The organism is Streptomyces sp. NPDC033221 (genome assembly GCF_055577005.1).
Window position 1 is genome coordinate 238,545 of the sequence record NZ_JBVIQN010000007.1, and the last position, 24,963, is coordinate 263,507.

A 24,963-nucleotide genomic window follows, 5' to 3' on the forward strand; every position below is an offset into this window, starting at 1 on the left:
GAAAGTAAGGACCATCGCCCGCCTGTCACCTCCCGCTGACCCAGAACGCACCACCGGCCGCACCGGCCACGCTGCTCAGGACGGCGAGCAGCCGGTAAGGCAGGTGCTGGACCACTACGTGCACGCCCCCGATACGCAGCTCCAGAAAGGGGGTTGGCGGCTTCTTCTGCTGCTGGCGTGGTGTCATGACGGCCTTCGATCGGCTCGGGGTGTTGGATACAGTCCAAGCTCAGCAGCGGCGCGCGATGTTGCGCCAGCGCGCGCGGAAGCCTTGCGTGAGACGGACGCAAGTTGCGGGGACGGCAACTTCAGGGGTGGCGATGAGTCCAGAGCTCGGAGCAGGGCGTACGGGGCGGGGGCCGGACAGGCTTGCCCTGCTGGACAACGTGCCGGAGGGGCCGCGGAAGGTGCTGGTTGCGCGGCTGCGCACCTTGGCGTCCGGCCTGACACTGGCGCAGCTGACGCAAGGGCTCGCGGAGCAGGGCGTCATGCTCAGCGTGTCGCGGCTGTCGAAGTTCCTCAACGGGCGCGAGCTTCCCAGCCGCGCCCAGATCGCGGCCCTCCACCAGGTGTGCGAAGCGGCACCGGACACCGCCCGCGCTCAGGAGGCCGTCCGGACGACCCAGAAGATGCTGTACGCCGTCGTGGACGCCGAGCGGGACAAGAAGCCGCTGCGGGCACACGCATTCGACGTGGCAGCGGCCCGCGAACAGCAGGAGGCGCTGCGCGCGGAGGCCGAGGCCAAGCTCGGCACCCTGCGCGAGGAGGTGACACACGAGCGCGCCTTGCGGCGCAAGGCGGAGGAGGCGCTCCAGCGCCTGGCCGAGCAGGCCGGCGACCACGCGCGGGAGATCGGCGAACTCACCCGGGAACGCGACGCGGCCCGGCGCCGGGTGGCCGACCTGGAGGACGAGATCGCGCAGGGCGAGGCGGTGGTGCGGCTGCGGCGGTCCGAGGTGCGGCACCTGGACGAGATGGCCGCCGAGACGGCCCGGGAGATCGCCCGCTACGAAGAAACGGCGCTGCCGCCCACGGCCCCCTCGACGGCTCCCCTTTCCGTCACGGACCTGTTCGCCCTCGTGGAACAACTCCGTGACGAGGACCGTGACGCGACCGCGGACATCGCGGTGGCCACCTTCTGCAACGAGTCGCCCGACGGCATTCCCGCTCTCTGGCAGGAGTTCCGCGAGCACAGCCGGAGACTCGACGCCGAGCGGCTCCTCGCCGCCGCGGCCCGGATCTGCGGCGGAGTCCAGCTCTATCACCTGTGCCGGACCGGGACGTTCCGGCGTACCGCGTTCATCCTCAACACCGAGGTCGTCACCGGCGACCACCTGATCGACTCCATCGGCGGCAAAGCCCCCGTCGGTGAACTGGCACGGTTCGGCAAGGCGTGTGACGAACGTGACGACCAGGAGGCCCTGGGTTTTCTCGCCACCGCGTGCCGGGACCGGCCCGAGGCAGCCGTACGGGACTTCTACCGTGAACGCGGCGTGCGGGTGGGCGCGTTGGCGCCCGGGCGCCCGCGGCCCTGGTGGCGATTCTGGGGCTGACGGTCTTCCGCCGCCCGGCTCACGCGTCCCGGACCAGCCCCGCCTCGTACGCGAGGATCGCCGCCTGTACCCGGTTCTTCAAGCCCAGCCGGGCCAGGATCGCGCTGACGTACGCCTTGACCGTGCCCTCGACGACGAACAGCCGCCCGGCGATCTCCGCGTTCGACAGCCCGGCGCCCACCAGCGCGAGCACCTCGCGTTCGCGCCCGGTCAGCTCCTCGACACGGGACCGCGCCGCGGCCGCCTTGCCCAGCGCCCCGCCGCCGAACTGGCTGATGACGCGCCGTGCCACGGACGGCGAGAGGTACGCGCCGCCCTCGGCGGCCGCCCGTACCCCGGTGATCAGCTCGCGCGGGTCGCCGGTCTTCAGCAGGAATCCGCTGGCGCCGGAGCCCAGGGCCCCGGCCACGTACTCGTCCTCGGAGAAGGTCGTCAGCATCACCACGGCCGTCTCCGGCAGGGCCCGGCGCAGTTCGGCCGCGGCACCGAGGCCGTCCAGCCGCGGCATCCGGATGTCCAGCAGGCACACATCGGGCCGGTGCCGCAGCGCCAGTTCCACCGCTTCGCGCCCGTCGGCCGCCTCCGCGACCACCTCGACGCCGGGCGAGGCCGTGAGGATGGCGCGCACGCCCGCCCGGATCATCGCCTCGTCGTCCGCCAGCAGCACCCGAACAGCCGCCCCCGCATCGCTCATACGGAACACCCTAGCCATGTGCCCGGTGGCAGCCGCCGCCGGGCACATGGATGGGCGGTGTCCGAAGGGAGGTTGGGAGCCTCCGGACACCGCCCGGTCGTGGGGTCATGCTGCCCCGGAAGGTGCGGCCGGCCGCCGTGGGCCGGCCGCACCGCCGCTTACTTCACCGCGACGCCCGTCCACGCCGCCTCGACGCCCTTGACCTCGGCGCCGTCCGCGCCGTACAGGTCGGTGGCGGCCTTGACGGTCGCCTCGCGGGCGCCCTTGTAGTCGGTGTTCGAGGTCATGTACGTGGTCAGGGCCTTGAACCAGATCTTCTCGGCCTTCTCCCGGCCGATGCCCTCGACCTTCTTGCCGTCCGCGGTCGGGCTGTCGTACTTGACGCCGCCGATCTCCTTGGCGCCGCTGCCCTCGGACAGCAGGTAGAAGAAGTGGTTGGCGATGCCGGAGGAGTAGTGCACGTCGACGTTGCCGGCGTCCGCGCTCCAGCTGTCCAGCGACTGGCCGTCCTTGGAGGGCTTGTCCATGTAGCGCAGCGGCTTGCCGTCACCGGCGATGTCGAGCTTCTCGCCGATGAGGTAGTCGCCGGCGTCCTCCTTGTTCTTGGCGGAGAACTCCACGGCGGTGCCGAAGATGTCCGAGGTGGCCTCGTTCAGGCCGCCGGACTCGCCGCTGTAGGTGAGGTTGGCGGTGGCCGAGGTGACGCCGTGGCTCATCTCGTGCGCGGCGACGTCGATCGAGGTGAGCGGCTTCTTGTTGCCCTCGCCGTCGCCGTACGTCATGCAGAAGCAGCTGTCGTCCCAGAACGCGTTCGAGTAGTTCTGGCCGTAGTGGACGCGGGAGGTCGCGCCCTTGCCGTCGCCCTTGATGCCCGCGCGGCCGTGCACGTTCTTGTAGTAGTCCCAGGTCAGCTGGGCACCGTACGCGGCGTCGACGGCGGCGGTCTCCGGGTCGTCGGCCTTGCCGTTACCCCACTTGTCGTCCTTGTTGGTGAAGAGCTTGCCCTCGCCGCTCTCGCTGCCGCTCAGGTTGAACGTCGAGTGGCCGCCGCGCCCGTCGTCGGTCAGCTCGAAGCCGCTGCCGCCCTTCTTCGTGCCGATCTCGACGGAGCCGCTGTACGCGGAGGTGCCGGCGCCGTTCTCGATCCCCTGGTACTGGAAGATCTTCTTGCCGGTGTCGGCGTCGGTGATGACGTGCAGCTGGTTGGGCGTGCCGTCCTTCTGGAAGCCGCCGACCACCGTGTCGTACGCGAGGACCGGCTTGCCGGAGGCGGCCCAGACGACCTTCTTCGGCGTCACGGCGGCGGCCTGCTTGGCGCCGAAGGACTTCGCGGTGCCCTGGGCGGCCTGCGCGGCGGCCTTCGGGGCGATCTTCGGGGTGGTCGAGGCGACGGCTATCTTCGCGCCGTTGGCCTTGGTGGTGCTCTTGACCGCACCGCCCTTGGCCCGGTGCACGATCAGGTCGCCGCCGAGGACGGGCAGTCCGGCGAAGGTGCGGTCGTAGCGGGTGTGGGTGGTGCCGTCGGCGTCCTTGACGACGTCCTTGACGACGAGCTTCTCCTGGGCGCCCAGGCCCAGTTCCTTGGCGGCCTGCGCCTTGGTGGCGCTCGCGTCGCGCAGCAGTTCGGCGCGGTGCGAGGCGGTCATCTGGACGGGCGAGGCCGCGGTGGTCCGGGCGGCGGTGTCGGGGCCTGTGGGGGAGGCGCCCGCGGTGCCGGCGGTGACGGCGGCGGCAACCAGGGCGCCGGCCGCTGCCAGCGTGGTGCCGGTGATACGTGCCTTACGGGAAATGTGGGGGGACACGCGTGTGCTCCTTCAACTTTGCCAAGAGTGGGGGTGCAAAGCGATGCGGGTGGTGCTTGCGGGGGAGACTGCCATTCGAACGCGTGCATGTCAGGAGGGGGCCCGGAAGTTGGCGTGAAATCGTCCGTAGAGCGAACATCACTGTTCGTATGCCGGTGTTGCACCCAAAGAAACGGGCGTCGCCCCAGGTGGGAGCGACGCCCGGTCGAACGGGGTGCCGTAACTGACCGGCCGGCCGCGGCGGTTGGCCCGCGCGCGGCCGACCGTCACCTCAGAAGGTCAGCTTCCAGCTGTTGATGTAACCGGTGTCCTGCTGGTAGACGTCCTGGACCCGCAGGTTCCAGGTGCCCTCGGCCTTCTCGGCGGAGGCGTTGACGGTGTACGTGGTCTTCACGTTCTCCGCCGAGTCGGCCGCGTTGGAGTTCTTCAGCCGGTAGGCGGTGCCGTCCGGGGCCACCAGGTCGATGACCAGGTCACCGCGGTAGGTGTGCACGATGTCCACGCCCACCTTCAGGGCGTTCGGCGCGTTGCCCGCCCGGGTGACCTTGACCGGCGAGCTGACCGCGCTGCCCGCGTCCGGGATCTGCACGTCGTCGGTGTTCTCGAAGACGTCACCGCCGCTGACCGGGTTGACGGTCCAGGTGAAGCTGGTGGTCCCGGTCTTGTTGGCGGAGTCGGTGACGGTGACCGTCACGTTGCTGGTGCCCGCGGTGGTCGGGGTGCCCGAGATCAGGCCCGAGTCCTGGTTGATGGCGAGCCCGGCCGGCAGCCCGGTGGCCGCGTACTTCAGCGCGCCCGCGTTGCTGCTGGTGGCCTTGATCTGCAGGCTGGCGGGCTGCCCGGCGGTGCTGGTCTGGTTGCCCGGGTTGGTCACGCTGACGCCGGAGTCCGGGACGCGCTGGCCGACGTTGACCGCCGCCCAGGTGTTGGCGACCGTGTTGTACGTGGCGCTGCCCTGGCCGAACAGCTCGGCCGCGGCGGACAGCGTCGCGGTGCGGGCGGCGGCGTAGTTGGTGTTCGCGTTCATGTACTTGGTCAGCGCCGAGAACCAGATCTTCTCGGCGTTGGCCCGGCCGATGCCGGGCACCGGCAGGTTGTCGTAAGTCGGGCTGTCGTAGTGGACGCCGTTGATGTCCTTGGCGCCGCTGCCCTCGGACAGCAGGTAGAAGAAGTGGTTGGCGACACCGGACGAGTAGTGGACGTCGACGCCGCCGATGCCGGAGTACCAGTAGTCCTTGGAACGGCCGTCCTTGCTGGGCTTGTCCATGTAGCGCAGCGGCGTGCCGTTGCCGTTGATGTCGATCTTCTCGCCGACCAGGTAGTCACCGACGTCGCTGGGGTTGTTGGCGCTGAACTCGACGGCCGCGGCGAAGATGTCCGAGGTGCCCTCGTTCAGGCCGCCCGGCTCGCCGCTGTAGGTGAGGTTGGCGGTGGCCGAGGTGACGCCGTGGGTCATCTCGTGGGCCGCCACGTCGATGGAGGTCAGCGGCTTGGTGTTGCCGGTGCCGTCGCCGTACGTCATGCAGAAGCAGCTGTCCTGCCAGAACGCGTTGACGTAGTTGTTGCCGTAGTGCACCCGGCTGTACGCGCCGACACCGTCGCCCCTGATGCCGCTGCGGCCGTGCACGTTCTTGTAGTAGTCCCAGGTCAGCGCCGCGCCGTAGTGCGCGTCCACGCCGGCGGTCTGGGCGTTCTGCGGGGTGCCGTCGCCCCACACGTCGTCCGGGTCGGTGAACAGCGTGCCGGTGCCGGAGGTGCCGCGGTTGAGGTTGTACGTCTTGTGGCTGCCGCGGGCGGTGTCGGTCAGCGTGTACGAGGGAGCGGTGCCCAGGGTGACCTGGCCGCTGTACATGCTGTTGCCGGTGCCTTCGTGGACGCCCTGGTACTCCTGGAGCTTCTCGCCGGTCATGGCGTTCGTGATCACGTGCAGCTCGCTGGGCGTGGTGCCGTCCTCCTGGACGCCGCCGACGACCGTCTCGTACGCCAGCACCGGCTTGCCGTCGGCGACCCAGATCACCTTGCGCGGGTCCCGGGCGTCCGGCTTCTTCGTGCCCTGCGCCTGCGACGCCGCCAGGGCCTTCTTCTCCGCGGCGGCCGGCGCCAGCTTCGCGGTGGTGGTCGGCACGTCGAGCTGCGACCGTACGTCCTTCGAGACGCCGCGCAGCGTTCCGTTGGCCGCCTCGTGGACGACCAGGCCGCCGCCGAGCACCGGCAGCCCCGCGTAGGTGCGCTCATAACGGGTGTGCAGACTGCCGTTGACGTCCTTGACGACGTCCTTGACGACCAGCTTCTCCTTGGGGCCGAGCTTGAGCTGCCTGGCCGTTTCCGCGGTGCCGGCCTTGGCCTCCCGCAGCAGCTCCGCCCGCTGGGCGGGCGTCAGCTTGACGGGCAGCGCGCCCGGGTCGGGCTGCGCGGTGATCTGGCCGGGCCGGGGGGCGGCGGCGGTGCCGGCGCCTGCCTGCACGGTCACGGTCAGCATCGCGGCCATGGCGACCACGGCGCCGGTCGCGACGGCGCGCCTATGGGGGGTGCGTCTCACACTGACTCCTTCTGCGGTGGCCGCGACCGGAGGGTGGGCGGCCGAGGGGGACCGGGCGGCGGAGTGACCGTCCGGGCAGAGCGAGGCAGAACACGTGGAACGTGTGGGGGGAGGCACCAGGTGCGGGTGGTCCGGGCTTTCGAGCGACGAGCGACGTGCGTCGAGCGGGCCGTGGGCGCGGAGTGGTGCACTGTGGGGCTCCGCGTAACGGATGCGGGGAAGAGTGCCACCTGAGAGCCGAGGTTGTCAGTGGTCGGTCAATAGTTGGCCGGAAAACGTCCGTAGAGCGGGGGATCGGGTCCGTATACAGGACGTGACGCCACGTTTTGCCCCACCGGCCTCCCGCCGCACCGGCGGCCTCCGGCGCCACGGCGTCGCGACACGCCCACGCGAGCCGGGCACATACACGTCCGGCCCACCCTTCGCCGTCCGGCGCGGCACCGAACCACGATCTTTGGCCACCCACCGCACACCACCGGTACCGGCCCCGCGGCCGGAAAAGGGATGCGGCGGCCCGGCCGCGCCCGGCAGGATCGGCCGGTCGAAAGGAAGCACATGACCACCGAACGCCCCGCCCCGCCGCTTCGCGCGGGCGAACGCGAAACCCTCCGCGCCTACCTCGACTTCCACCGCGCGACACTCGCCATGAAATGCGACGGCCTCTCCGACGAGGAGCTGCGCAGCCGCTCGATGCCGCCGTCCACACTGAGCCTGCTCGGCCTCGTACGGCACCTGGCCGAGGTGGAGCGCACCTGGTTCCGGCGGGTGGTCAACCAGGAGGACATCCCCCTGGTGTGGTCGCCGGACGGCGACTTCCAGGCGGCGTACGAGCCCGGCACGGCCACCCGCGAGGAAGCGTTCGCCGCCTGGCAGGCCGAGGTCGGCCACGCCCGCCGCATCGAGAGCGCCGTCCCCTCGCTGGACGCGACGGCCTACGCGCCCCGCTGGGACGCCGACGTGTCCCTGCGCGTCGTGATGCTCCACGTCATCCTCGAATACGCCCGCCACAACGGCCACGCCGACTTCCTGCGCGAGGGCATCGACGGGGTGGTGGGGCCCTGAGAGCCGCTGTCCCGGGAGCCGGCGCCGTGGAGAGCCGGTACCGGCGCCGCCCGTAATTGGCTGGCGCGGCACCGCGTGGTGGCGGGACGATGCGGAGCGCCGGAGCCGCCGCACGCGCGGCCCCGCGCCGCACCCGGAGGGGGAGCCCGATGACCGGTGCCGTGCCCGAACCGCCCGACGCCACCGGCCCCGGGCCCGAGATCCGCACGGCGGCCGGAGCGGTCCGCGGCAGCCGGGAGGCGGGTGTGGCGGTCTTCCGCGGCATCCCGTTCGCCGAGCCGCCGGTCGGTGCCCTCCGGTTCGCCGCGCCGCGCGCGGCGCGGAAGTGGGACGGCGTACGGCCGGCCCTGACGTACGGGCCCCCGCCCCCGCAGGGCGGCCACTTCGGTATGGAGGCCCTGTCCCGGGACGCCGCCGACGACTGGCTGACGGTCAATGTCTGGACGCCGGATCCGGGCCCGGCGGCCGGGCTGCCGGTGATGGTGTGGATCCAGGGCGGCGCCTACACGATCGGCACGTCCGCCCTTCCCGAGTACGACGGGGGCCGCCTGGCGCGCGCCGGTGTCGTCGTGGTGACCTTCAACTACCGCGTGGGGCTGGAGGGATTCGGGCAGTTCGAGGGGGCGCCCGCCAACCGGGGCCTGCTCGATCAGATCGCCGCCCTGGAGTGGGTACGGGACAACATCCGCTCCTTCGGCGGCGACCCGGCCCGGGTCACCGTCTTCGGCCAGTCGGCGGGCGGCGGCTCGGTCGCCGCGCTGCTGGCGATGGAGCGTGCGGCCGGGCTTTTCGGCCGGGCCGTCGCGCAGAGCGTGCAGGGCACGTTCTTCTCGCCGGAGCTGGCCGCCGATATCGCCGCCGTCTGCGCCGCCGAGCTGGGGTGCGCCCCCACGGTGGGCGAGCTGTCCACGGTGTCCCCGGCCCGGCTGTCCGCCGCCGGTGACGCGATCGGCGCCACGATGGGCGGGCGGGCACGGCGCTGGGGCGCGATCGCCCACCGTACGGTCCTGGTCTCACCGGTCGTCGACGGCGACACCCTGCCGGTCACACCGTGGCAGGCACTGGCGGACGGCGCCGGCCGGGACATCCCGCTCCTGACCGGTCACACCCGGGACGAACAGCGCCTGTTCACTGTGATCGAGGGCCTGCTCGGCCAGGTGACCCCCGAACAGGCCGAGACCGCCCTGCGCGTCTTCGCGCCCGGCCCGGACGGCGCACGCCGGTACCGCGACGGCTTCCCGGCCGCCACCCCGGAGGAACTGTACGAACGGGTCCGCTCCGACTGGACGTTCAGCATGCCGTCCCTCCACCTCGCCCACGCCCAGGCCACCGGCGGCGGCCGCGCCCACCTCTACGAGCTGACCTGGCCCGCCCCCGGCATGGACGGCGCCTTCGGCGCCTGCCACGGCCTCGACGTACCGCTGGTCTTCGGCAACCTGGACCGGGGACAGCCCGCCGTGCTGATCGGCGAGGAGCCCTCCACGGAGGGGGAGGCGCTGTCGGCCCGGATGCGCGCGGCGTGGACGGCGTTCGCCACCGACGGAGACCCCGGCTGGCCCGCGTACGACACCGAACGGCACCTGACCCGGCTCTTCGGCGACCAGCCGGATGTCACGGTCTACCCGGAAGCGACCTCGCGCCTGATCTGGCAGGACCACACCTTCTCCGCGCTGCCGCCGGCCGGACGGTAGTCCCGGCTTCGGCACGGCGCCGGACAGCACGTACGGCCCCGGCCGCTCCGCACGCACGCATCCTTCAGCCACGCCCTGCTCGGTGGAACAAATCTGCACATTGCCCGGAGCGCGCTACCACCGCGGCCGGACGGCCCAACAGAATTCCGTCAGATGAAAACCGGGAATGCCGACGACAGCACGACGACGACCGCGACGACCACGAACGGAAGTGATCCAGGGTGACCGCCGATATCGCTGCCAGCAACGAGCTGAATCCGGCCGCTGCAAAAGGACGCATGCTGGACTTTCAGAACGGCCTGAGGATGGCGCATCTGCTGTACGTCGTCGCCGACCTGGGGGTGGCCGATCAGCTCGCCGACGGCCCGCTGCCGGTCGACGAGATCGCCAAGCGCGTCGACGCGCATCCGGGCGCCCTCTACCGCGGCCTGCGGGCCATCGCCGGCCAGGGCGTCTTCACCGAGGTGGCGCCCGGCACCTTCGCGCTCAACCCCATGGCCGAGACGCTGCGCTCGGACGTCCCCGGCTCGCTGCGGGACCACTTCCGGTACGAGGGGCTGCCGGCGCTCCAGCAGGCGTACGCCGCGCTCGGGCACAGCATCCGGACCGGACAGAGCGCTTTCGAGCATGTGCACGGTACTGACCTGTTCTCGTACCTGACCGCCCGCCCGGAACTGGGGGAGGTGTTCAACAGCGCGATGGGAGAAATCGTCAGCCACCTCCAGAGCGTCGCGGTCGAGGCGTACGACCTGTCCGGAGTCCGGCAGATCGTGGACATCGGCGGCGGCCACGGATATCTGGTGGCCCGCATCCTGCAGCGCTATCCGGAAATGCGCGGCGTGGTGTTCGACCTGCCCGAGGTCGCGCCGGGAGCCGTCAAGGTGCTCACCGAGGCCGGCGTCATCGACCGCGGTGAGACGGCCGCCGGCGATTATCTGGCCGCGGTGCCCGCCGGTGCCGACGCGTATGTCATTTCGCATGTGGTGCATCAATTGAGCGATGCCGAGGCGACCACCGTGCTGAAGAACATCCGCGAGGTCATGGACCCGGCCGGCCGGGTCGTCGTCCTCGACGGCGCCGAGACCACCGCCGGATCGATGTGCAGACGCTTGGCCAGCAACGGCATGGTCCCGCCGACGGTCGCCGCCCACCCGCAGATGAGTACCAGCGCGACGCCGACCACGAGAGCGATGTGCGCGCCCACGAACGCCGTACCGAGCGCCACCCCGAGGGCCGCCAGCATCGTGCCGAGCACGACTCCCACCCGGCACTCGCGCCAGATGATCGCGGGCAGGTCGGAGCTGCGTATCTCACCCACCGCCAGCGCGCGTACGGCAGTGGTCGCCGCCTGCGCCCCCGCGTTCCCGCCGGTGCCGATCAGCATCGGGATGAACATGGCGAGCTGGGTGACCTTCTCAAGGGTGCTCTCGAACGCCTGGGTCACCGTCATGGTGAGCGTCGCGGCCAGCAGCAGGAGCAGGAGCCAGACGACTCTGTAGCGCGCGACCTGCCACACCGTCGCCGCCATGTAGTGCCCGCTCCACGGAGCCGACCCCGACTGCCGCGCCACGTCCTCGGTGTCGGCCTCCTCGATCACCTCGACCGCGTCGTCGATGCTGAGCAGCCCGACCAGCCGTTCCTCACTGTCGACGACGGGCAGGTCCAGGGTGTTCGTCTCGCGCATCAGACGCGCCGCGTGCTCCGCGGAGTCGGCGGCGTGCGCGCGGGGGGCGTCCGGGACGACGAGGTCGCGGACGTCGCGGCCCAGCGGACTGAGCACCAGCTCCCGCAGCTCGACGACACCGGTCAGCCGGCGCCCGGCGTCCACCACGGGCAGCGTGTAGATGGTCTCGGCGTCGGCGCCCTTGGCGCGGACGATCCTGCTGGTCGCCCTCAGAAGGACGGTCGCGCCAACCACGCGGAACTCGCCCAGGCCACCGGCTGGTCGCCGGTCACCGTCGCGCGCCGCCTGGCCGATCTGCAGGCGGGCGAAGCCATTTTCTTCGACGTCGAGGTCGACACCGGGCTGTTCGGCGCCAACACCAGGGCGCTGCTGTGGATTTCGGTCAGCCCCGCCCATCTGGAACACGTGGCGACGACCCTGGCGGGCCACGACGAGCTCGCCTTCGTCGCCGCGACCACCGGCCCCACCAACCTGGTCGCCCAAGCGCTCTGCAGAGACCCGGCCGACCTGCACCATTACCTGGCCCGCCGGCTCGGCTCCCTCGACGCGATCCACACCCTGGAAACCAGCCCGGTCCTGCAGAACGTCAAGGCGGCGAGCCCGATGATCACGCGTCCGGACCGCGGACGCCGGCCGGCGCCACCCCTGCGCGCACGGCCGTGAGGACCGGTGGCCGCACACACGACGATGCGGCGGCCGCACGGCCGCCGCATCCTTCGCCCCGAGAGGCGGCCCGGTCAGGACCGCGCCGCCTCGGCAGCGGTCTTCGCCGTCATCAGCCTGGCGGAGCCGAAGCTCACCACCACCAGCGCGACGGCGACCCAGAACGCGACCTGGATCGCGTGCAGGGAAGTCGAAGCGCCGCCGGGCGTCGCGCTGTTGAGGTACACGCTGCCCAGGACGGCGACCCCGAGCGTGGCGCCCAACTGCTGCACGGCGTTCAGCAGCCCGGCGGCCGACCCGATCTCCTGAGGCTGCAGCGGCTGCAGGGCGATGGTGAAGAAGGCGGGACCGAAGAGGCCGACACCCAGGCCGACGACGCCCAGCGCGAGCAGCAGAGGCTTGGGGTAGGCCGTGGGGTCGGCCGCGTGGTAGACGGCGATGGCGGCCAGCGCCCCGACCAGGAGCACGCCGAGACCGATGGACATGGTGTGGTGCCCGTAGCGCCGGACCAGGTGCGCACCGGCCAGCCACGACGCGACGGCCAGGCCGACCGACCACGGAGCGAGCGTCAGCCCCGCGGCGAGCACGTCGGTGCCCAGCCCCAGCTGGAGCTGGAGCACGATGACCATCATCAGACCGTTCGTCACCGCGAAGAACGCCGCCGACGTCACCAAGGCGGCCGGGAAGCTGCGGTGCGCGAACAGGCTCGGCTCCACCAGCGGGCTCCGGCCACCGGCGCCCGCACGGCGCTGGTGCACCGCGAACCCGGTCATCACGAGCAGACCGGCCACGATGGCGGCCCAGCTCCACCCGGACAGCGCGGCGATGTCGCCGCCGATGAGCGGGTAGACGATGAGGCCGACACCGACCATGGCCAGGAGGGTGCCGGTCACGTCCAGGGTGGGCCGCTTCGGAGCCCGGTTCTCCAGCATCTTGGGGGTGATGGCCAGCACGATCACCGACACCGGGACGTTGACCAGGAAGGCCGCGCGCCACGACGAGCCGAACAGGTCGGCGTGGGTCAGGACTCCGCCGAGCACCGGACCGCAGACGGCGGCCAGACCCATCACGGGGCCGATGCTGCCCAGCGCCTTGGACATCTCGTCACCGGCGAACATCGTCTTGATCAGGCCGATGGTCTGGGGAATGATCACGGCCGCCGCGGCGCCCTGGACCACCCGAAAGGCGATCAGCAGACCCACCGAAGGCGCCAGCGCGCAGGCCGCGGAGGCGAGCATGAAGCCGGTGACACCGATGACGAACACCCGCCGCCGGCCGGCGATGTCGCCCAGCCGGCCACCGGTGATCAGCAGCACCGCGAACGGGAGGGTGTAGGCCGTGGTGAACCACTGGATGTCGGACACCGACCCGCCCAGATCGTTGTGGATCGCGGGTGCGGCGACCTGCACGATCGTCGCGTCCAGCAGGTTCATGGCCTCACCGAGCAGCAGGGCGGTGAGCGCCAGCCACCGCCATCGGTACGCCGCTGTGGGAGTCGGCGCGAGCACACGCTCAGCAGTCATCGGAGTTCCTCTCCAGCATCGTCGACACGTCGGCCCGGTCCGCCGGGAAGGGGGAGCCGGGCTCGACCACCGTCAGAGTGGAGGCCGGGGCCGGGCGGGCTCCAGCCAGGGCGCGGAGATGGAGGATTCCTTCCGTCGAGGGCTCCCGCGGTCGCGATTTCTCACACGCCGGCCCGCTGAGCGCACCCGGCCGGCGGCGCCGCCGGGGCGAAGACGAGATCGGCCTACGGTGTGCGCTTCCTTCAGCCGACCGCCTGGGATGGAAGAAATGCTCCAGTACGGCGCCCTGGCTGGAGGCGTCGGGGGAACTGCTCCACGCTGGGATTCCTTGGTCACCGCGCGTGACCAGGCCTCATATTCCTACGTTCTTCCCGTTCAGGAGGGTGCATGGCTGCCCTGCCCGCTACCCAGCGAGAAGTCCGCCTCGTGGCCAGGCCCGACGGGCTGCCGCGGCTGGAGCACTTCGACGTCGTCGAGACGCCCCTGGCTTCACCGGGGGAAGGCGAAGTGCTGGTCCGCAACCGGTTCTTCCAGGTCTTCGCCACGCTGCGCCTGCTGATCTCGGGCGTCACCCAGGACACGCCGTTCCCCGTGCTCGGCCCCGGCGACACCCTGCTCGGGTCGGCGGTCGGCGAGGTCGTCCGGGCTCCGGACGGCAGCCCGCTGCGGCCGGGCGACCTGGTTGCGCACGGGCTGGGCTGGCGCGAGTACGCCGTCGTACCCGCGGACGGGTGCACCCCGCTGGACCCGGCAGCCCTTCCCGACCCGATCGCCCACCTCCAGCGGGGCTGGACGGCCTATGCGGCACTGACCCGGGGCGTCGAACTTCGCCCCGGCGACACGGTGTTCGTCTCGGCGGGCGGCAGCGGGATCGGCGCGATGGCCGGATTGATCGCCAAGCGGCTGGGCGCCGGCCGGGTCATCGCCAGCACCGGCTCCCAGGAGAAGGCCGACCGTCTCGTGGCCGAACTCGGCTACGACGAGGTCGTCGTGCGCGGCGCCGGGCCACTCGGCGAACAGCTGGCCAAGGCGGCCCCGGACGGGATCGACGTCTTCTTCGACAACGTCGGGGGCGAACAGCTCCAGGCCGCCGTGGAGGCAGCTCGTCCGGGTGCCCGGTTCGTGCTGATCGGTGCGCTGTCCGGCCAGCTCAGCGAGCACGGCACCGGTACGTCGGCGCCCGTCCGGCTGGACTCCATGCCGCTCATCCGCAAGCGGATCGAGATGCGGGGCTTCAGCTCGGACGACTTCGACGGCGCGGCGGAGTGGACAAAGACGTTCGGGGCCTGGCTCCGGGCGGGCCAGGACGTCTTCCCGCACGCCCGGATCAAGGGCATCGAGCAGGCCCCGAAGGCTCTGCTGGAGGTGATCGAAGGGCGGCACGTGGGTGCCGTCATCGTCGAGCTGTAGCTCGGCACCGTTCGCAGTCAACTTCGGTGAGTCGGGCGGACGGTCCGCCTTCGCCCGACAGACCCACCTCCCCTCATGCGCCGAGAAGGAGTCCCCGTGCCGCCGGCCACCGCACACGTCCTCGACCTTCCCCTCGATGTCCGCCCCGACCCGGACGACCTGATACAGGCCGCCATGGAATGGCACTTCCACCCTGATACGGGGTCCCGGTTCTGGCTGGAGCGGGCCAGAGCCCTGCCCTTCGACCCGCGCAGCGACATCCGCACCCACGAAGACCTCGCACTCTTCCCCGACGTGACGGCCGAACTGCGCGACGTCCGTGCCGAGGACCTGATCCCGCAGTGCTACGGCCGGCATCCCGACGTCGTCGGGGTGTTCGAGAGCGGCGGGACCACGGGAGCGCCCAAGCGGGTCGTCCTGCTCCGGGACTGGCTCCAACGCATGCTCCACTGGAGCAACGCCAACCTCGACGCCCACGGCTTCCCCGGCGGCGCCGACTGGCTCGGGCTCGTCCCGACGGGCCCGCACATCGTGGGCGAGTACTTCCGCAGGTCCGCGACCAGCCACGGGCGCCGCGGCCACACCATCGACCTCGACCCCCGCTGGGTGAAGAAACTGATCTCCGCCGGCCGGGGCGCCGACGCCGACGCCTACGCCGAACACCTCGTCGACCAGGCCGCGCTGGTGCTGCGTACCCAGGACATCGGCGTCCTGACGATCACGCCCCCGCTGCTGGAGCGGCTCGCCCGGCGGGACGACCTGGCCGAGCTGGTCGACGAGAAGGTCCGGGCCATCCGCTGGGGCGGCACCCAGCTGGACCCCGACTCCCGCCACCTCTACAAGGCCGAGGTCTTCCCCAGGACGGTCCTGTGCGGCAACTACGGGAGCACCATGATCCTCGGGTTCGCCGGCGAGCGCCCGGGCCTGCCGGCGGAGTCCGGCTGCGTCTTCGACCCCTACAGCCCGTACGTGACGTTCTCGGTCGTCGACCCGGGGACGCTGCGGCCGGTCGCGTACGGCGAACGGGGCCGCGTCCTGGTCCACCACGTCAGCAAGTCGTTCTTCCTGCCCAACAACCTGGAGCGGGACGTGGCGACCCGGACCGAGCCGCCGGCCGGCTCGGTCGGCGACGCGGTGGCGGACATCGCCCCGGTCGCGACCTACGAGAACGAGGCCGTGATCGAGGGGGTCTACTGATGGCGCAGCCGAGCGACGGCGTCGTACAGCTCGACGCCTTGGGGGCGCGGGGCCCGTACCGGGCCCGCAACCGCACGCCCGTCCTCGATGTCGCGGGCCGGGAGACCGCCGCACTGAGCCTGGTCCCCTCCCTGTTCGTCGAGCGCACGATAAAGGCCCTGCGCCGGGCTGCCACTCCCGCACTCGACGACCGCATCCGGATGATCGGCCGCGCCGGCGAACTCTTCGCGGCCGCGACGCTGGGGGAGCAGTCGCCGGGGGAGTACGCGTACCGGGTCAGCCGGGCCGGCGGCACACCGGTCTCCGTGGTGCGGGCCACCACCCGGGCCATCGCGGACCGGTTGAAGAAGGTCCACACCAGCGTGGAGTCCGCCCGGCCGGCCGGCTCGGTGACGCGCTGGGACGACCCGCTGACCCGCACCGGCCGCGCAGTGTGGACCCGGCGCGGGAACGTCTTCGCCGTGCACGCGGCCGGCAACCACCCCGGGCCGCACAGCCTCTGGCCGGAGGCGCTCGCCCTGGGCTTCCGCGTCGCGGTCCGGCCCTCCCGGCGTGAACCGTTCACCCCGCACCGGCTGGTCACCGCCCTGCGCAGCGCGGGCTTCGGCGACGACCAGGTGGCGCTGCTGCCGACCGACCACGCCACCGCGGACACCCTGCTGCGCAGCTCCGACCTGGGGCTGGTCTACGGAGGTGAGGACGTGGTGCGCAAGTACGCCGCTGACCCGTCGATCCTCCCGCAGGGGCCGGGCCGTTCGAAGATCCTGCTGACCAAGGAGATGGACTGGCGGGACCACTTCGAGACCATTGTCGACTCCGTGAGCAGCCACGGTGGCACCGGCTGCGTCAACACCACCGCCGTCTTCGTGGAGGGCGACCCGGCTCCGCTCTGCGAGGCGCTGGCCGAGCGTCTCTCAACACTGCCCAGCCTGGCACCGGAGGACCCCGGGGCGGTACTGCCCGTACAGCCGCCGGCCACGGCCAAGGCCCTGGAGGCGTACCTGCTGGGCAAGGCGGCCGGCACCGTGCCGTGGCTCGGCGGCGACGGCATCGCCGACGAACTGGGCGACGGCAGCGCCGTACTGCGGCCCGCCGTCCACCAGCTCGACCGGCCCGACGCGCCACAGGCTGCGGTCGAACTGCCCTTCCCCTGCGTGTGGGTCGCCCCGTGGACGCGTGCCGCAGGCCTCGCCCCGCTGCGCAACAGCCTCGCCCTGACCGTGCTGACCCACGACGCCCGGCTCGTCGACGAGCTGCTGGAGGAGCCGTCGATCAGTAACGTGTACGTGGGAGACCACCCGACGTACTGGATGCGCCCCGGCATGCCGCACGACGGCTTCCTCGCCGAGTTCCTGATGCGCTGCAAGTCGGTGGTCAGAGACTGAGGAGTGTCCTCCGTGGCGGCTCGCCGCCACACCTGAGGGGAGAGGTCCGTTCTTCCCTCGTCCGCCGGGCTGCCGGGCCCGGATTCCGACCGAGCCGAGCACCGACGTGTGCGGGGTTGCCACCGGCGGCGTGCCGCGCCCTGCCACGCGGTGCGTGAAGGATGGTGTGCGCATGCTCGATGACCTGGACCGCGCCCTGATCCATGCGCTGCACATCGACGGACGTGCCTCTTTCACACAGATAGCCGACGTACTGGCGGTGTCCCCGCAGACGATCTCCCGGCGCTACGACCGGCTGCGCGAGCACGCCGCACTCCGGGTCGTCGGGCTGCCCGACCCCCATCTGACGGGCCGGGAACAGTGGCTGCTGCGCCTGACCGCGGCCCCGGAGACGGCCCTGGACCTCGCGCACGCCCTGGTCCGGCGCCCGGACACCTCGTGGGTCTACCTCACCGGGGGCGGCACCGAGATCGTCGCGGTGCTCCAGACCCCGCTGGGCACGGCGCACGGCCACTCCCTGCTCCTGCACGAACTCCCGCCCAGCATCGGGCTCACCGCCGTCTCCGCCCACCACCTGCTGCACACCTACCTCGGCTGGCGCACCCCATGGCGGATGAGCGCCAACGCGCTCACCCCCCGCCAGCAGCGCCGGCTGGGCGGAGCGAGAACCACCGGGCGCGGCGGGTCCCCGGCCGCGGACCGGTACCGGCAGGTACGGCTCACCCCGGCGGACCACGCCCTCATGGACGCCCTGCGGCGGGACGGCCGGGCCAGCGTCGGCGACCTCGCCGCCACCACCGGCTGGTCGCCGGCGACGGTGTCGCGCCGGTTGGAGAGCCTCGGCGAGGAGGGCGTGATCTTCTTCGACGTGGAGCTCGACCCCACCCTCCTGGGCGGCAACACCAAGGTCCTGTTATGGATGGCGGTCGCTCCGGCCCATCTCGACGAGGTGGCCACCACCTTGGCCGGGCATGGTGAACTGGCTCTCGTGGCCCACACCACTGGCCCCACCAACCTCGTGGCTCACGCACTGTGCCGGGACACCTCGGCCCTGTACCACTACCTCACCCACGGCCTGGGCGCGGTCAAGGCCATCCGCACCCTGGAGACGGCCCCGGTTCTGCGGACCCTCAAAGCGGTGGGAACGATCGCGTCCGCACCGCAGCCGCCCCGCCACGGATGACACAGCGCGCCGGGCGCTCCGGACACGGCCGGCACACCGGCCCCACCGGCCGGCCGGGCCGCTCACACCACACTCTCCCGCCAGGCCTGGTGCAGCTCCGCGAACCGGCCGCGGTCCGCGATCAGCTCGGCGGGGCTGCCGTCCTCGACGATGCGGCCCTCGGACATCACCAGGACCCGGTCGGCCGTCTCGACCGTGGACAGGCGGTGCGCGATGACCACTGCCGTACGGCCGCGCAGCACCGTGTCCATGGCGCGCTGGACGGCGCGTTCGCCGGGGATGTCGAGGGAGCTGGTGGCCTCGTCGAGGATCAGTACGGCCGGGTCGGCGAGCAGGGCGCGGGCGAAGGTGACGAGCTGGCGCTGACCGGCGGAGATCCGGCCGCCGCGCTTGCGTACGTCGGTGTCGTACCCGTCCGGCAGGGCCGCGATGAAGTCGTGCGCGCCGATGGCCCGCGCGGCCTGTTCGACCTCCTCGCGAGTGGCGTCGGGGCGGCCGATGGCGATGTTCTCGGCGACCGTGCCGGAGAACAGGAACGCCTCCTGGGTGACCATGACCACCGAGCGGCGCAGGTCGGCGGTGGACAGGTCGCGCAGGTCGACGCCGTCGAGCAGTACCCGGCCGCCATCGGGGCCTTCCCTGCTCGAACGTGGCCGGGAACGTGGCTGAGAGCCCGGGGAAGGGTCGTAGAACCGGGCCAGCAGCTTGGCCAGCGTGGACTTGCCGGCGCCCGTGGAGCCGACGACGGCGACCGTTCGGCCCGCGGCGAGAGTGAGGTCGAAGCGCGGCAGCACCTCGCCGCCGGTGCGGTAGGCGAACCGGACGCCGTCGAAAATGACCTCGCGGCCCGGCCGGGAGCCGGGCCGGTCCGGCAGCGGCCGCGGGTCGGCGGGCTCCGGGACACCCGGGCGCTGGGCGAGCAGTCCGGCGATCTTCTCCAGGGAAGCGGCGGCGGACTGGTAGGAGTTGAGGAACATGCCGAGGCGGTCGATCGGGTCGTACAGACGGCGGAGGTAGAGCACCGCGGCCGCCAGCACCCCCAGCGCCAGACTGCCGGAGGCCACCCGGTACGCGCCCCACAGGACCAGCGCGGCCACCGCGACGTTGGCCACCAGACGGGACGAGACGACATACCGGGCCATTTCCAGTATCGCGTCACCGTTGGTGCGTTCGTGCCGTCCGTTGAGGCGGGCGAACGCCGCGTCGTTGGGGCGCTCGCGCCGGAACGCCTGCACGGGGCGGATGCCGTTGATCGTCTCGGTGAACTTCACGATGACGGCGGCCATCGCCGACGACTTCACGCTGTAGACGCGCTCGGAACGCCGCCGGAAGGAGCGTACGAGCAGATAGAGCGGCCCGGCGGTGGCGACGGCGGCGGCCCCCAGGCCCCAGTCGAGGTAGAGCAGCGTCGCCGTGATGTAGACCGTGGCCAGGACGATGGAGATCAGCTCCTGGAGGCCCTCGTTCAGCAGCTCGCGCAGCGCCTCCACGTCGGTGGTCGCGCGGGAGATCAGCCGGCCGGAGGTGTAGCGCTCGTGGAAGTCCAGGCTCAGCACCTGGCCGTGCCGGAAGATCCGGCCCCTGAGGTCGAGCAGGACGTCCTGGCTGATCCGCGCGGAGAGCCGGATGAAGACGTACTGGAGACCGCCGCCGGCCGTCGCACACAGCAGATAGGCCGCCGCCACGGCCATGAGCGGGCCGTGGTCGCCCGCGCGCAGGGCCGGGACGGCGTGGTCGATGGCGAAGGCTACCAGCAGCGGCCCGGCCTGCACGGCGGCCTGCTGGAACAGGAGGAGGACGGCGGCCGCCCAGGCGGCGCGGGTGTGCGGGCGCAGCAACGAGCCCAGCAGGCCGCGGGAAGCGCCGTTGGTGGTGGGCAGGAGGTCCTGTTCGAAGGCGTCGGGGGAGGGCGGGGCAGCCGGGGGAGGGGCTGACGGGCCCGGCGCGCTGTCGGCGTCCGGCGCGTCGCCCGTGGCCGTACCGGTACCTGTGCTCGTCGTCATCGCACGCTCTCCCCTTCACGCCGGGCGATGTCCCCGCCGTCCGCCGCGCCGGACATCAGCGCCGCGTACTCGGCGTTCTCGCACAGCAGCCGATGGTGGCTGCCGACCGCCGTGATCCGGCCGCCGGACAGCAGCGCCACCCGGTCGGCGAGCAGGACCGTGGACGGGCGGTGCGCGACGACCAGGGCGGTGGTGGTCGCCAGAACCTGCCGCAGGGCCGCCTCGACCAGCGCCTCCGTATGGACGTCCAGCGCCGACAGCGGGTCGTCGAGGATCAGGAAGCGCGGCCGGCCGACCACCGCGCGGGCCAGTGCGAGCCGCTGCCGCTGCCCGCCGGACAGACTCAGCCCCTGCTCGCCGACCTCGGTGTCCCGGCCGTCGGGGAGCGCGTCCACGAATCCGTCGGCCTGGGCGACGCGCAGGGCCCGTACGAGATCGTCCGGCCCGGCACCCGCACCGCCCATCAGGACGTTCTCCGCGGCGGTCGCGGAGAACAGGGTCGGCTCCTCGAAGGCCACCGCGACCCGGGCGCGCAGCTCGTCGCGGGTCAGCGCCCTGATGTCCGTGCCGTCGAGGGTGATACGGCCGCCGGTGGCGTCGTGGAGCCGGGGGACGAGCGCGGTGAGCGTGGTCTTGCCGCTGCCGGTCGCGCCGACCAGGGCCATCGTCTCGCCGGGGCGTATGTGCAGGTCGATGCCCTGGAGGGTGGGCGGGGCGTCGGCGGGCGCGTCCGGATAGCGGAAGGTGACGTTGCGGAAGAGGAGACCGGGGGCGGCTTCGGGGCAGGTTTCGGAGCCGGGTTCGGGACCGGCCTCGGAACCGGGTTCAGGTCCGGGCCCGGCCGTGAGCGCCGTGAGCTCCGCCGCTGTCCGTGCGTCGTCCCGGCCCGCCACGGGCTCGTCCAGGACCTCGAAATACCGGTCGGTGGCCGCCGCCGCGTCATTGCTCATGGCGAGCAGGAAGCCGATCGACTCCACCGGCCACATCAGGGCCAGCGCCGTGGACAGGAACGCGACGAGGGTGCCGGCCGACAGGTCCCCGTCGGCCACCTGGACCGTGCCGAGCACCAGCGCCGCCCCGATGGCCAGCTCCGGCAGCGCCATGATGAAGGCCCACAGCAGGGCCAGCAGCCGCGCCTTGCGCAGCTCGGTCGTGCGCAGCCGGGCCGTCAGCGCCCGGAACGCGCGGGCCTGGCTGCGGTGCCGGCCGAACCCCTTGATGATGCGGATGCCGAGGACCGACTCCTCCACGACCGTGGTCACGTCACCGACCTGGTCCTGGGCCCGCCGCGCGGCCACCGCGTACTTCGCCTCGAAGACCGAGCACAGCGCGATCAACGGCACGATCGGCGCCAGCAGCACCAGCCCCAGCGACCAGCGCTGGACCAGCAGAATCGTGCAGCCCACCAGGATCGTGGTGGCGTTGACGATCAGGAACGTCAGCGGGAACGCCAGGAACAGGCGCAGCAGTTGCAGGTCGGTCGTGCCCCGGGACAGCAGCTGGCCGGAGGCCCAGCGGTCGTGGAAGGCGACCGGCAGCCGCTGCACGTGCCGGTACAGACTGTCGCGCATCGTGGCCTCGACGCGCGCCAGCGGCCGCGCCACCAGCCAGCGCCGCAGCCCGAACAGGCCCGCCTCCGCGAGGCCGAGCAGCAGCAGATACCCGCCGCCCAGCCAGGCCCCGCCCGGGTCCCGGGCGGCGATCGGCCCGTCCACGAGCCATTTGAGGACCAGGGGGATGACCAGCCCGATGCAGGACGCGAGCACCGCCACGAACGCCGCCGTGAACAGCCGCGCCCGCACCGGCCGGACGAACGGCCACAGCCGCAGCAGGGAGCGCACGGCGGAGCGCCGGACCGGCGGGCGCTGCCCGTCGGCGGGGTCGGCAGCGGGTCTGTCGGGCGGCTGCTGACTCGTCACCTTCGCTGTATCGGCCATCAGCACCGAGAGTACGGCGCACCACTGACATCACTCACCGGGTTTTCGCCGCAAGCGCAGGGGGCGTTGGGGCGCCGGGGACGTCAGCCGGCCACCACGCGCAGCAGCAGCACCGACCGTTCGGGGACGGTGAGCCGGGCGCCGGCGCGCAGGACGGTCCCGGGCGGCCCGTCCTGGTCCTCGCGGGAGGTGTCGACGACCAGTTCGTACGCGTCGGCCCAGGGCGGCCCGGGGAGGGTGCAGGCGGCCGGGCGGTGGCCGGTGTGCAGGACGGCGAGGAAGCTGTCGTCGGTGACCGGGCGGCCTTCGGGGTCGCGCTGCGGTATGTCGGTGCCGGAGAGGTACATGCCGAGCGTGGCGGTGGGCGCGTACCAGTCCGGTTCGGTCATCTCGGTGCCGCGCGGGGTGAACCAGGCCAGGTCCCGCAGGCCGTCCGGGCGCTGCGGGCGGCCGGAGAAGAAGGCGCGGCGGCGCAGTACGGGGTGGTCGCGGCGCAGCGCCATCAGCCGGGCGGCGAGGGTGGCCAGCGCCCGCCAGTCCGGGTCGTCGAGCAGCGACCAGTCGACCCAACTGGTGGCGTTGTCCTGGCAGTAGGCATTGTTGTTGCCGCCCTGGGTGCGGCCCATCTCGTCGCCGGCGACCAGCATCGGCACCCCGGTGGACAGCAGCAGCGTGGTGATCATGTTGCGGAGCTGGCGGCGGCGCAGCGCCTGGACGGCGGTGTCGTCGGTCGCGCCCTCCACGCCGCAGTTCCAGGAGCGGTTGCCGTCGGTGCCGTCGCGGTTGCCCTCGCCGTTGGCGGCGTTGTGCTTCTGCTCGTACGAGACCAGGTCGCGAAGGGTGAAACCGTCGTGCGAGGTGATGAAGTTGACCGAGGCGTACGGGCGGCGGCCGCCCCACGCGTACAGGTCGCTCGACCCGGAGAGCCGGTAGCCGAGGTCCCGTACGTCGGGGTGTGCACCGCGCCAGAAGTCGCGCACGGTGTCGCGGTAGCGGTCGTTCCACTCGGTCCACAACGGGGGGAAGGCACCGACCTGGTAGCCGCCGGAGCCCACGTCCCAGGGCTCGGCGATCAGTTTGACGCGGCGCAGCACCGGGTCCTGGCCGATCACCGCGAGGAACGGCGAGAGCATGTCCACGTCGTGCATGGAACGGGCCAGCGCCGCCGCCAGGTCGAAGCGGAAACCGTCCACGCCCATCTCGGTGACCCAGTAGCGCAGCGAATCCGTGATCAGGCGCAGTACGTTGGGCTGGACGACGTGCAGGGTGTTGCCGCAGCCCGTGTAATCGGCGTAGCGGCGGCTGCCATCCGCCAGCCGGTAGTAGCCGCGGTTGTCGATGCCCCGGAAGGACAAGGTGGGGCCCAGCTCGCTCGCCTCGGCGGTGTGGTTGTAGACGACGTCGAGGACGACCTCGATGCCGGCGTCGTGCAGGGCCCGCACCATCCGCTTGAACTCGCCGACCTGCTGGCCGCGGGTCCCGGAGGCGGCGTAGGCGGCGTGCGGCGCGAAGTAGCCGATGGAGTTGTAGCCCCAGTAGTTGCGCAGGCCGCGGCGGAGCAGGTGGTCCTCGTGGGCGAACTGGTGCACTGGCATCAGTTCGACGGCGGTCACGCCGAGCCGGGTCAGGTGGGATATCGCGGCGGGGTGCGCGAGCCCCGCGTACGTGCCGCGCAGCTCCTCGGGGATGTCCGGGTGGAGCATGGTGAAGCCGCGCACGTGCAGCTCGTACAGGACCGTGTCGGACCAGGGCGTCTTGGGCCGCCGGTCGTCCATCCACTCGTCGCCGCCTTCCTCCGGGTCCGCGTCGGCGACCACGACGCCCTTGGGGACGTACGGGGCGGAGTCGCGGTCGTCGCGCACGGTGTCGGCGACGTGCTGCTGCGGCCAGTCGCGGACGTGCCCGTACACCTGGGCGGGCAGCGAGAACTCGCCGTCCACGGCGCGCGCGTACGGGTCCAGGAGCAGTTTCGCCGGGTTCCAGCGGGCGCCGGTCCACGGGTCCCAGCGGCCGTGCACCCGGTAGCCGTAGCGCTGGCCGGGCCGTACGCCGGGCAGGAAGCCGTGCCAGATCTCGTGCGTCAGCTCGGTGAGCGGGTGGCGGGTCTCGCGGTCCTCGTCGTCGAAGAGGCACACCTCGACGGCCTCCGCGCCGCCCGCCCACAGGGCGAAGTTGGTGCCCGCCACGCCGTCGGGGCCCGTACGGTAGCGGGCCCCGAGAGGCTGTGAGCTGCCGGGCCGCACCGGCACGGGCAGCGGCGCCGCACGGGTCTGCGGGTCCGGCTCGGCGGCGGGGCCGGGCGGCCGGGTGGGGGGTACGCGGACCCGGTGGCCGTTGACGGGCGCGGCGCCGTTCCCGGGGTCCGTGCCGTTCGCGGCGTCCGGGCCCGGTGTGTGCGCCGGCCCGGGCTCCGTACCCGCGGGCGGCGCCGCACGTCCGGGGCCGCCGGCGCGCCGCCCGCCGCACACGCCGTCCTCGCCCCGCACGTCCTGTACCGACTCCTGCTCGGGTGCGCTCGACACAGGCCAGCCTCCCGCGGCTCATGGCTCGTTCGGACGGGGCCGCGCGGCGTCCCGGCCGCGCGCCCGGCCCGTCCTCCCCTGTGTTCTTCCCGCAACGGGCCGTCGCCTCACGTTT

General features: G+C 72.2%; 17 protein-coding genes and 1 pseudogene. 9 read left to right on the top strand and 9 right to left on the bottom strand.

The window, feature by feature from the left end:
* Window positions 1-25 precede the first annotated feature (25 nt).
* Window positions 26-187: a hypothetical protein gene (locus ACZ53K_RS11940; protein WP_468834348.1), complete on the bottom strand. Its 162-nt coding sequence runs from the start codon at window positions 185-187 to the stop codon at window positions 26-28.
* 133 nt (window positions 188-320) lie between these two features.
* Here ACZ53K_RS11940 and ACZ53K_RS11945 point away from each other — a divergent pair, with 133 nt between their 5' ends.
* A complete protein-coding gene (locus ACZ53K_RS11945) occupies window positions 321-1,553 on the top strand; it encodes a hypothetical protein (protein WP_468834349.1) in 1,233 nt (410 codons plus the stop codon).
* A gap of 19 nt (window positions 1,554-1,572) precedes the next feature.
* On the opposite strand, the gene ACZ53K_RS11950 is transcribed toward ACZ53K_RS11945, so the two are convergent.
* The 3 genes from ACZ53K_RS11950 to ACZ53K_RS11960 form a co-directional block, all read right to left on the bottom strand.
* Window positions 1,573-2,247, bottom strand: coding sequence for a response regulator (locus ACZ53K_RS11950; protein WP_468834350.1), 675 nt, complete (start codon window positions 2,245-2,247; stop codon window positions 1,573-1,575).
* Window positions 2,248-2,405: 158 nt separating this feature from the next.
* Window positions 2,406-4,049 (bottom strand): M4 family metallopeptidase, encoded by a 1,644-nt coding sequence (locus ACZ53K_RS11955; protein WP_468834353.1) that lies wholly within the window; start codon window positions 4,047-4,049, stop codon window positions 2,406-2,408.
* A 271-nt stretch (window positions 4,050-4,320) separates the two neighbouring features.
* Window positions 4,321-6,588, bottom strand: a complete 2,268-nt coding sequence (locus ACZ53K_RS11960) for a M4 family metallopeptidase (protein WP_468834355.1) — start codon at window positions 6,586-6,588, stop codon at window positions 4,321-4,323.
* Between the two features lie 555 nt (window positions 6,589-7,143).
* Here ACZ53K_RS11960 and ACZ53K_RS11965 point away from each other — a divergent pair.
* The 3 genes and pseudogenes from ACZ53K_RS11965 to ACZ53K_RS11975 form a co-directional block, all read left to right on the top strand.
* Complete coding sequence (locus ACZ53K_RS11965) at window positions 7,144-7,650, top strand: DinB family protein (protein ID WP_468834357.1); 507 nt, start codon at window positions 7,144-7,146, stop codon at window positions 7,648-7,650.
* A 149-nt stretch (window positions 7,651-7,799) separates the two neighbouring features.
* Window positions 7,800-9,341, top strand: coding sequence for a carboxylesterase/lipase family protein (locus ACZ53K_RS11970; RefSeq protein WP_468834359.1), 1,542 nt, complete (start codon window positions 7,800-7,802; stop codon window positions 9,339-9,341).
* Window positions 9,342-9,646: 305 nt separating this feature from the next.
* A pseudogene (locus tag ACZ53K_RS11975) lies at window positions 9,647-10,357 on the top strand (methyltransferase); the annotation flags it as partial.
* On the opposite strand, the gene ACZ53K_RS11980 reads toward ACZ53K_RS11975, so the two are convergent.
* Window positions 10,330-11,421, bottom strand: a complete 1,092-nt coding sequence (locus ACZ53K_RS11980; RefSeq protein ID WP_468834361.1) for a magnesium transporter — start codon at window positions 11,419-11,421, stop codon at window positions 10,330-10,332. The pseudogene ACZ53K_RS11975 and the gene ACZ53K_RS11980 sit on opposite strands and share 28 nt — an antisense overlap.
* A 9-nt stretch (window positions 11,422-11,430) precedes the next feature.
* On the opposite strand from ACZ53K_RS11980, the gene ACZ53K_RS11985 reads away from it, so the two are divergent.
* Window positions 11,431-11,688 (top strand): Lrp/AsnC ligand binding domain-containing protein, encoded by a 258-nt coding sequence (locus ACZ53K_RS11985; RefSeq protein ID WP_468834363.1) that lies wholly within the window; start codon window positions 11,431-11,433, stop codon window positions 11,686-11,688.
* A 74-nt stretch (window positions 11,689-11,762) separates the two neighbouring features.
* Here ACZ53K_RS11985 and ACZ53K_RS11990 read toward each other — a convergent pair whose 3' ends face one another.
* Window positions 11,763-13,211 (bottom strand): MFS transporter, encoded by a 1,449-nt coding sequence (locus tag ACZ53K_RS11990; RefSeq protein WP_468834365.1) that lies wholly within the window; start codon window positions 13,209-13,211, stop codon window positions 11,763-11,765.
* A gap of 387 nt (window positions 13,212-13,598) precedes the next feature.
* Here ACZ53K_RS11990 and ACZ53K_RS11995 point away from each other — a divergent pair, with 387 nt between their 5' ends.
* From ACZ53K_RS11995 to ACZ53K_RS12010, 4 genes are all read left to right on the top strand, one after another.
* A complete protein-coding gene (locus ACZ53K_RS11995) occupies window positions 13,599-14,621 on the top strand; it encodes an MDR family NADP-dependent oxidoreductase (RefSeq protein WP_468834367.1) in 1,023 nt (340 codons plus the stop codon).
* A 96-nt stretch (window positions 14,622-14,717) separates the two neighbouring features.
* Complete coding sequence (locus ACZ53K_RS12000) at window positions 14,718-15,818, top strand: phenylacetate--CoA ligase family protein (protein ID WP_468834368.1); 1,101 nt, start codon at window positions 14,718-14,720, stop codon at window positions 15,816-15,818.
* Complete coding sequence (locus ACZ53K_RS12005; protein ID WP_468834371.1) at window positions 15,818-17,203, top strand: aldehyde dehydrogenase family protein; 1,386 nt, start codon at window positions 15,818-15,820, stop codon at window positions 17,201-17,203. The genes ACZ53K_RS12000 and ACZ53K_RS12005 overlap by 1 nt, the downstream gene beginning before the upstream one ends.
* A gap of 172 nt (window positions 17,204-17,375) precedes the next feature.
* Window positions 17,376-18,386, top strand: a complete 1,011-nt coding sequence (locus ACZ53K_RS12010; protein ID WP_468834373.1) for an Lrp/AsnC family transcriptional regulator — start codon at window positions 17,376-17,378, stop codon at window positions 18,384-18,386.
* A gap of 62 nt (window positions 18,387-18,448) precedes the next feature.
* Here ACZ53K_RS12010 and ACZ53K_RS12015 read toward each other — a convergent pair whose 3' ends face one another.
* The 3 genes from ACZ53K_RS12015 to glgX all read right to left on the bottom strand — a co-directional run bounded on the left by ACZ53K_RS12015 (window position 18,449) and on the right by glgX (window position 24,575).
* Complete coding sequence (locus tag ACZ53K_RS12015; RefSeq protein ID WP_468834374.1) at window positions 18,449-20,389, bottom strand: ABC transporter ATP-binding protein; 1,941 nt, start codon at window positions 20,387-20,389, stop codon at window positions 18,449-18,451.
* Window positions 20,386-22,326: an ABC transporter ATP-binding protein gene (locus tag ACZ53K_RS12020; protein ID WP_468834377.1), complete on the bottom strand. Its 1,941-nt coding sequence runs from the start codon at window positions 22,324-22,326 to the stop codon at window positions 20,386-20,388. The genes ACZ53K_RS12015 and ACZ53K_RS12020 overlap by 4 nt, the downstream gene beginning before the upstream one ends.
* Before the next feature lie 83 nt (window positions 22,327-22,409).
* Window positions 22,410-24,575 (bottom strand): glycogen debranching protein GlgX, encoded by a 2,166-nt coding sequence (glgX, locus tag ACZ53K_RS12025; protein ID WP_468834550.1) that lies wholly within the window; start codon window positions 24,573-24,575, stop codon window positions 22,410-22,412.
* Window positions 24,576-24,963 lie beyond the last annotated feature (388 nt).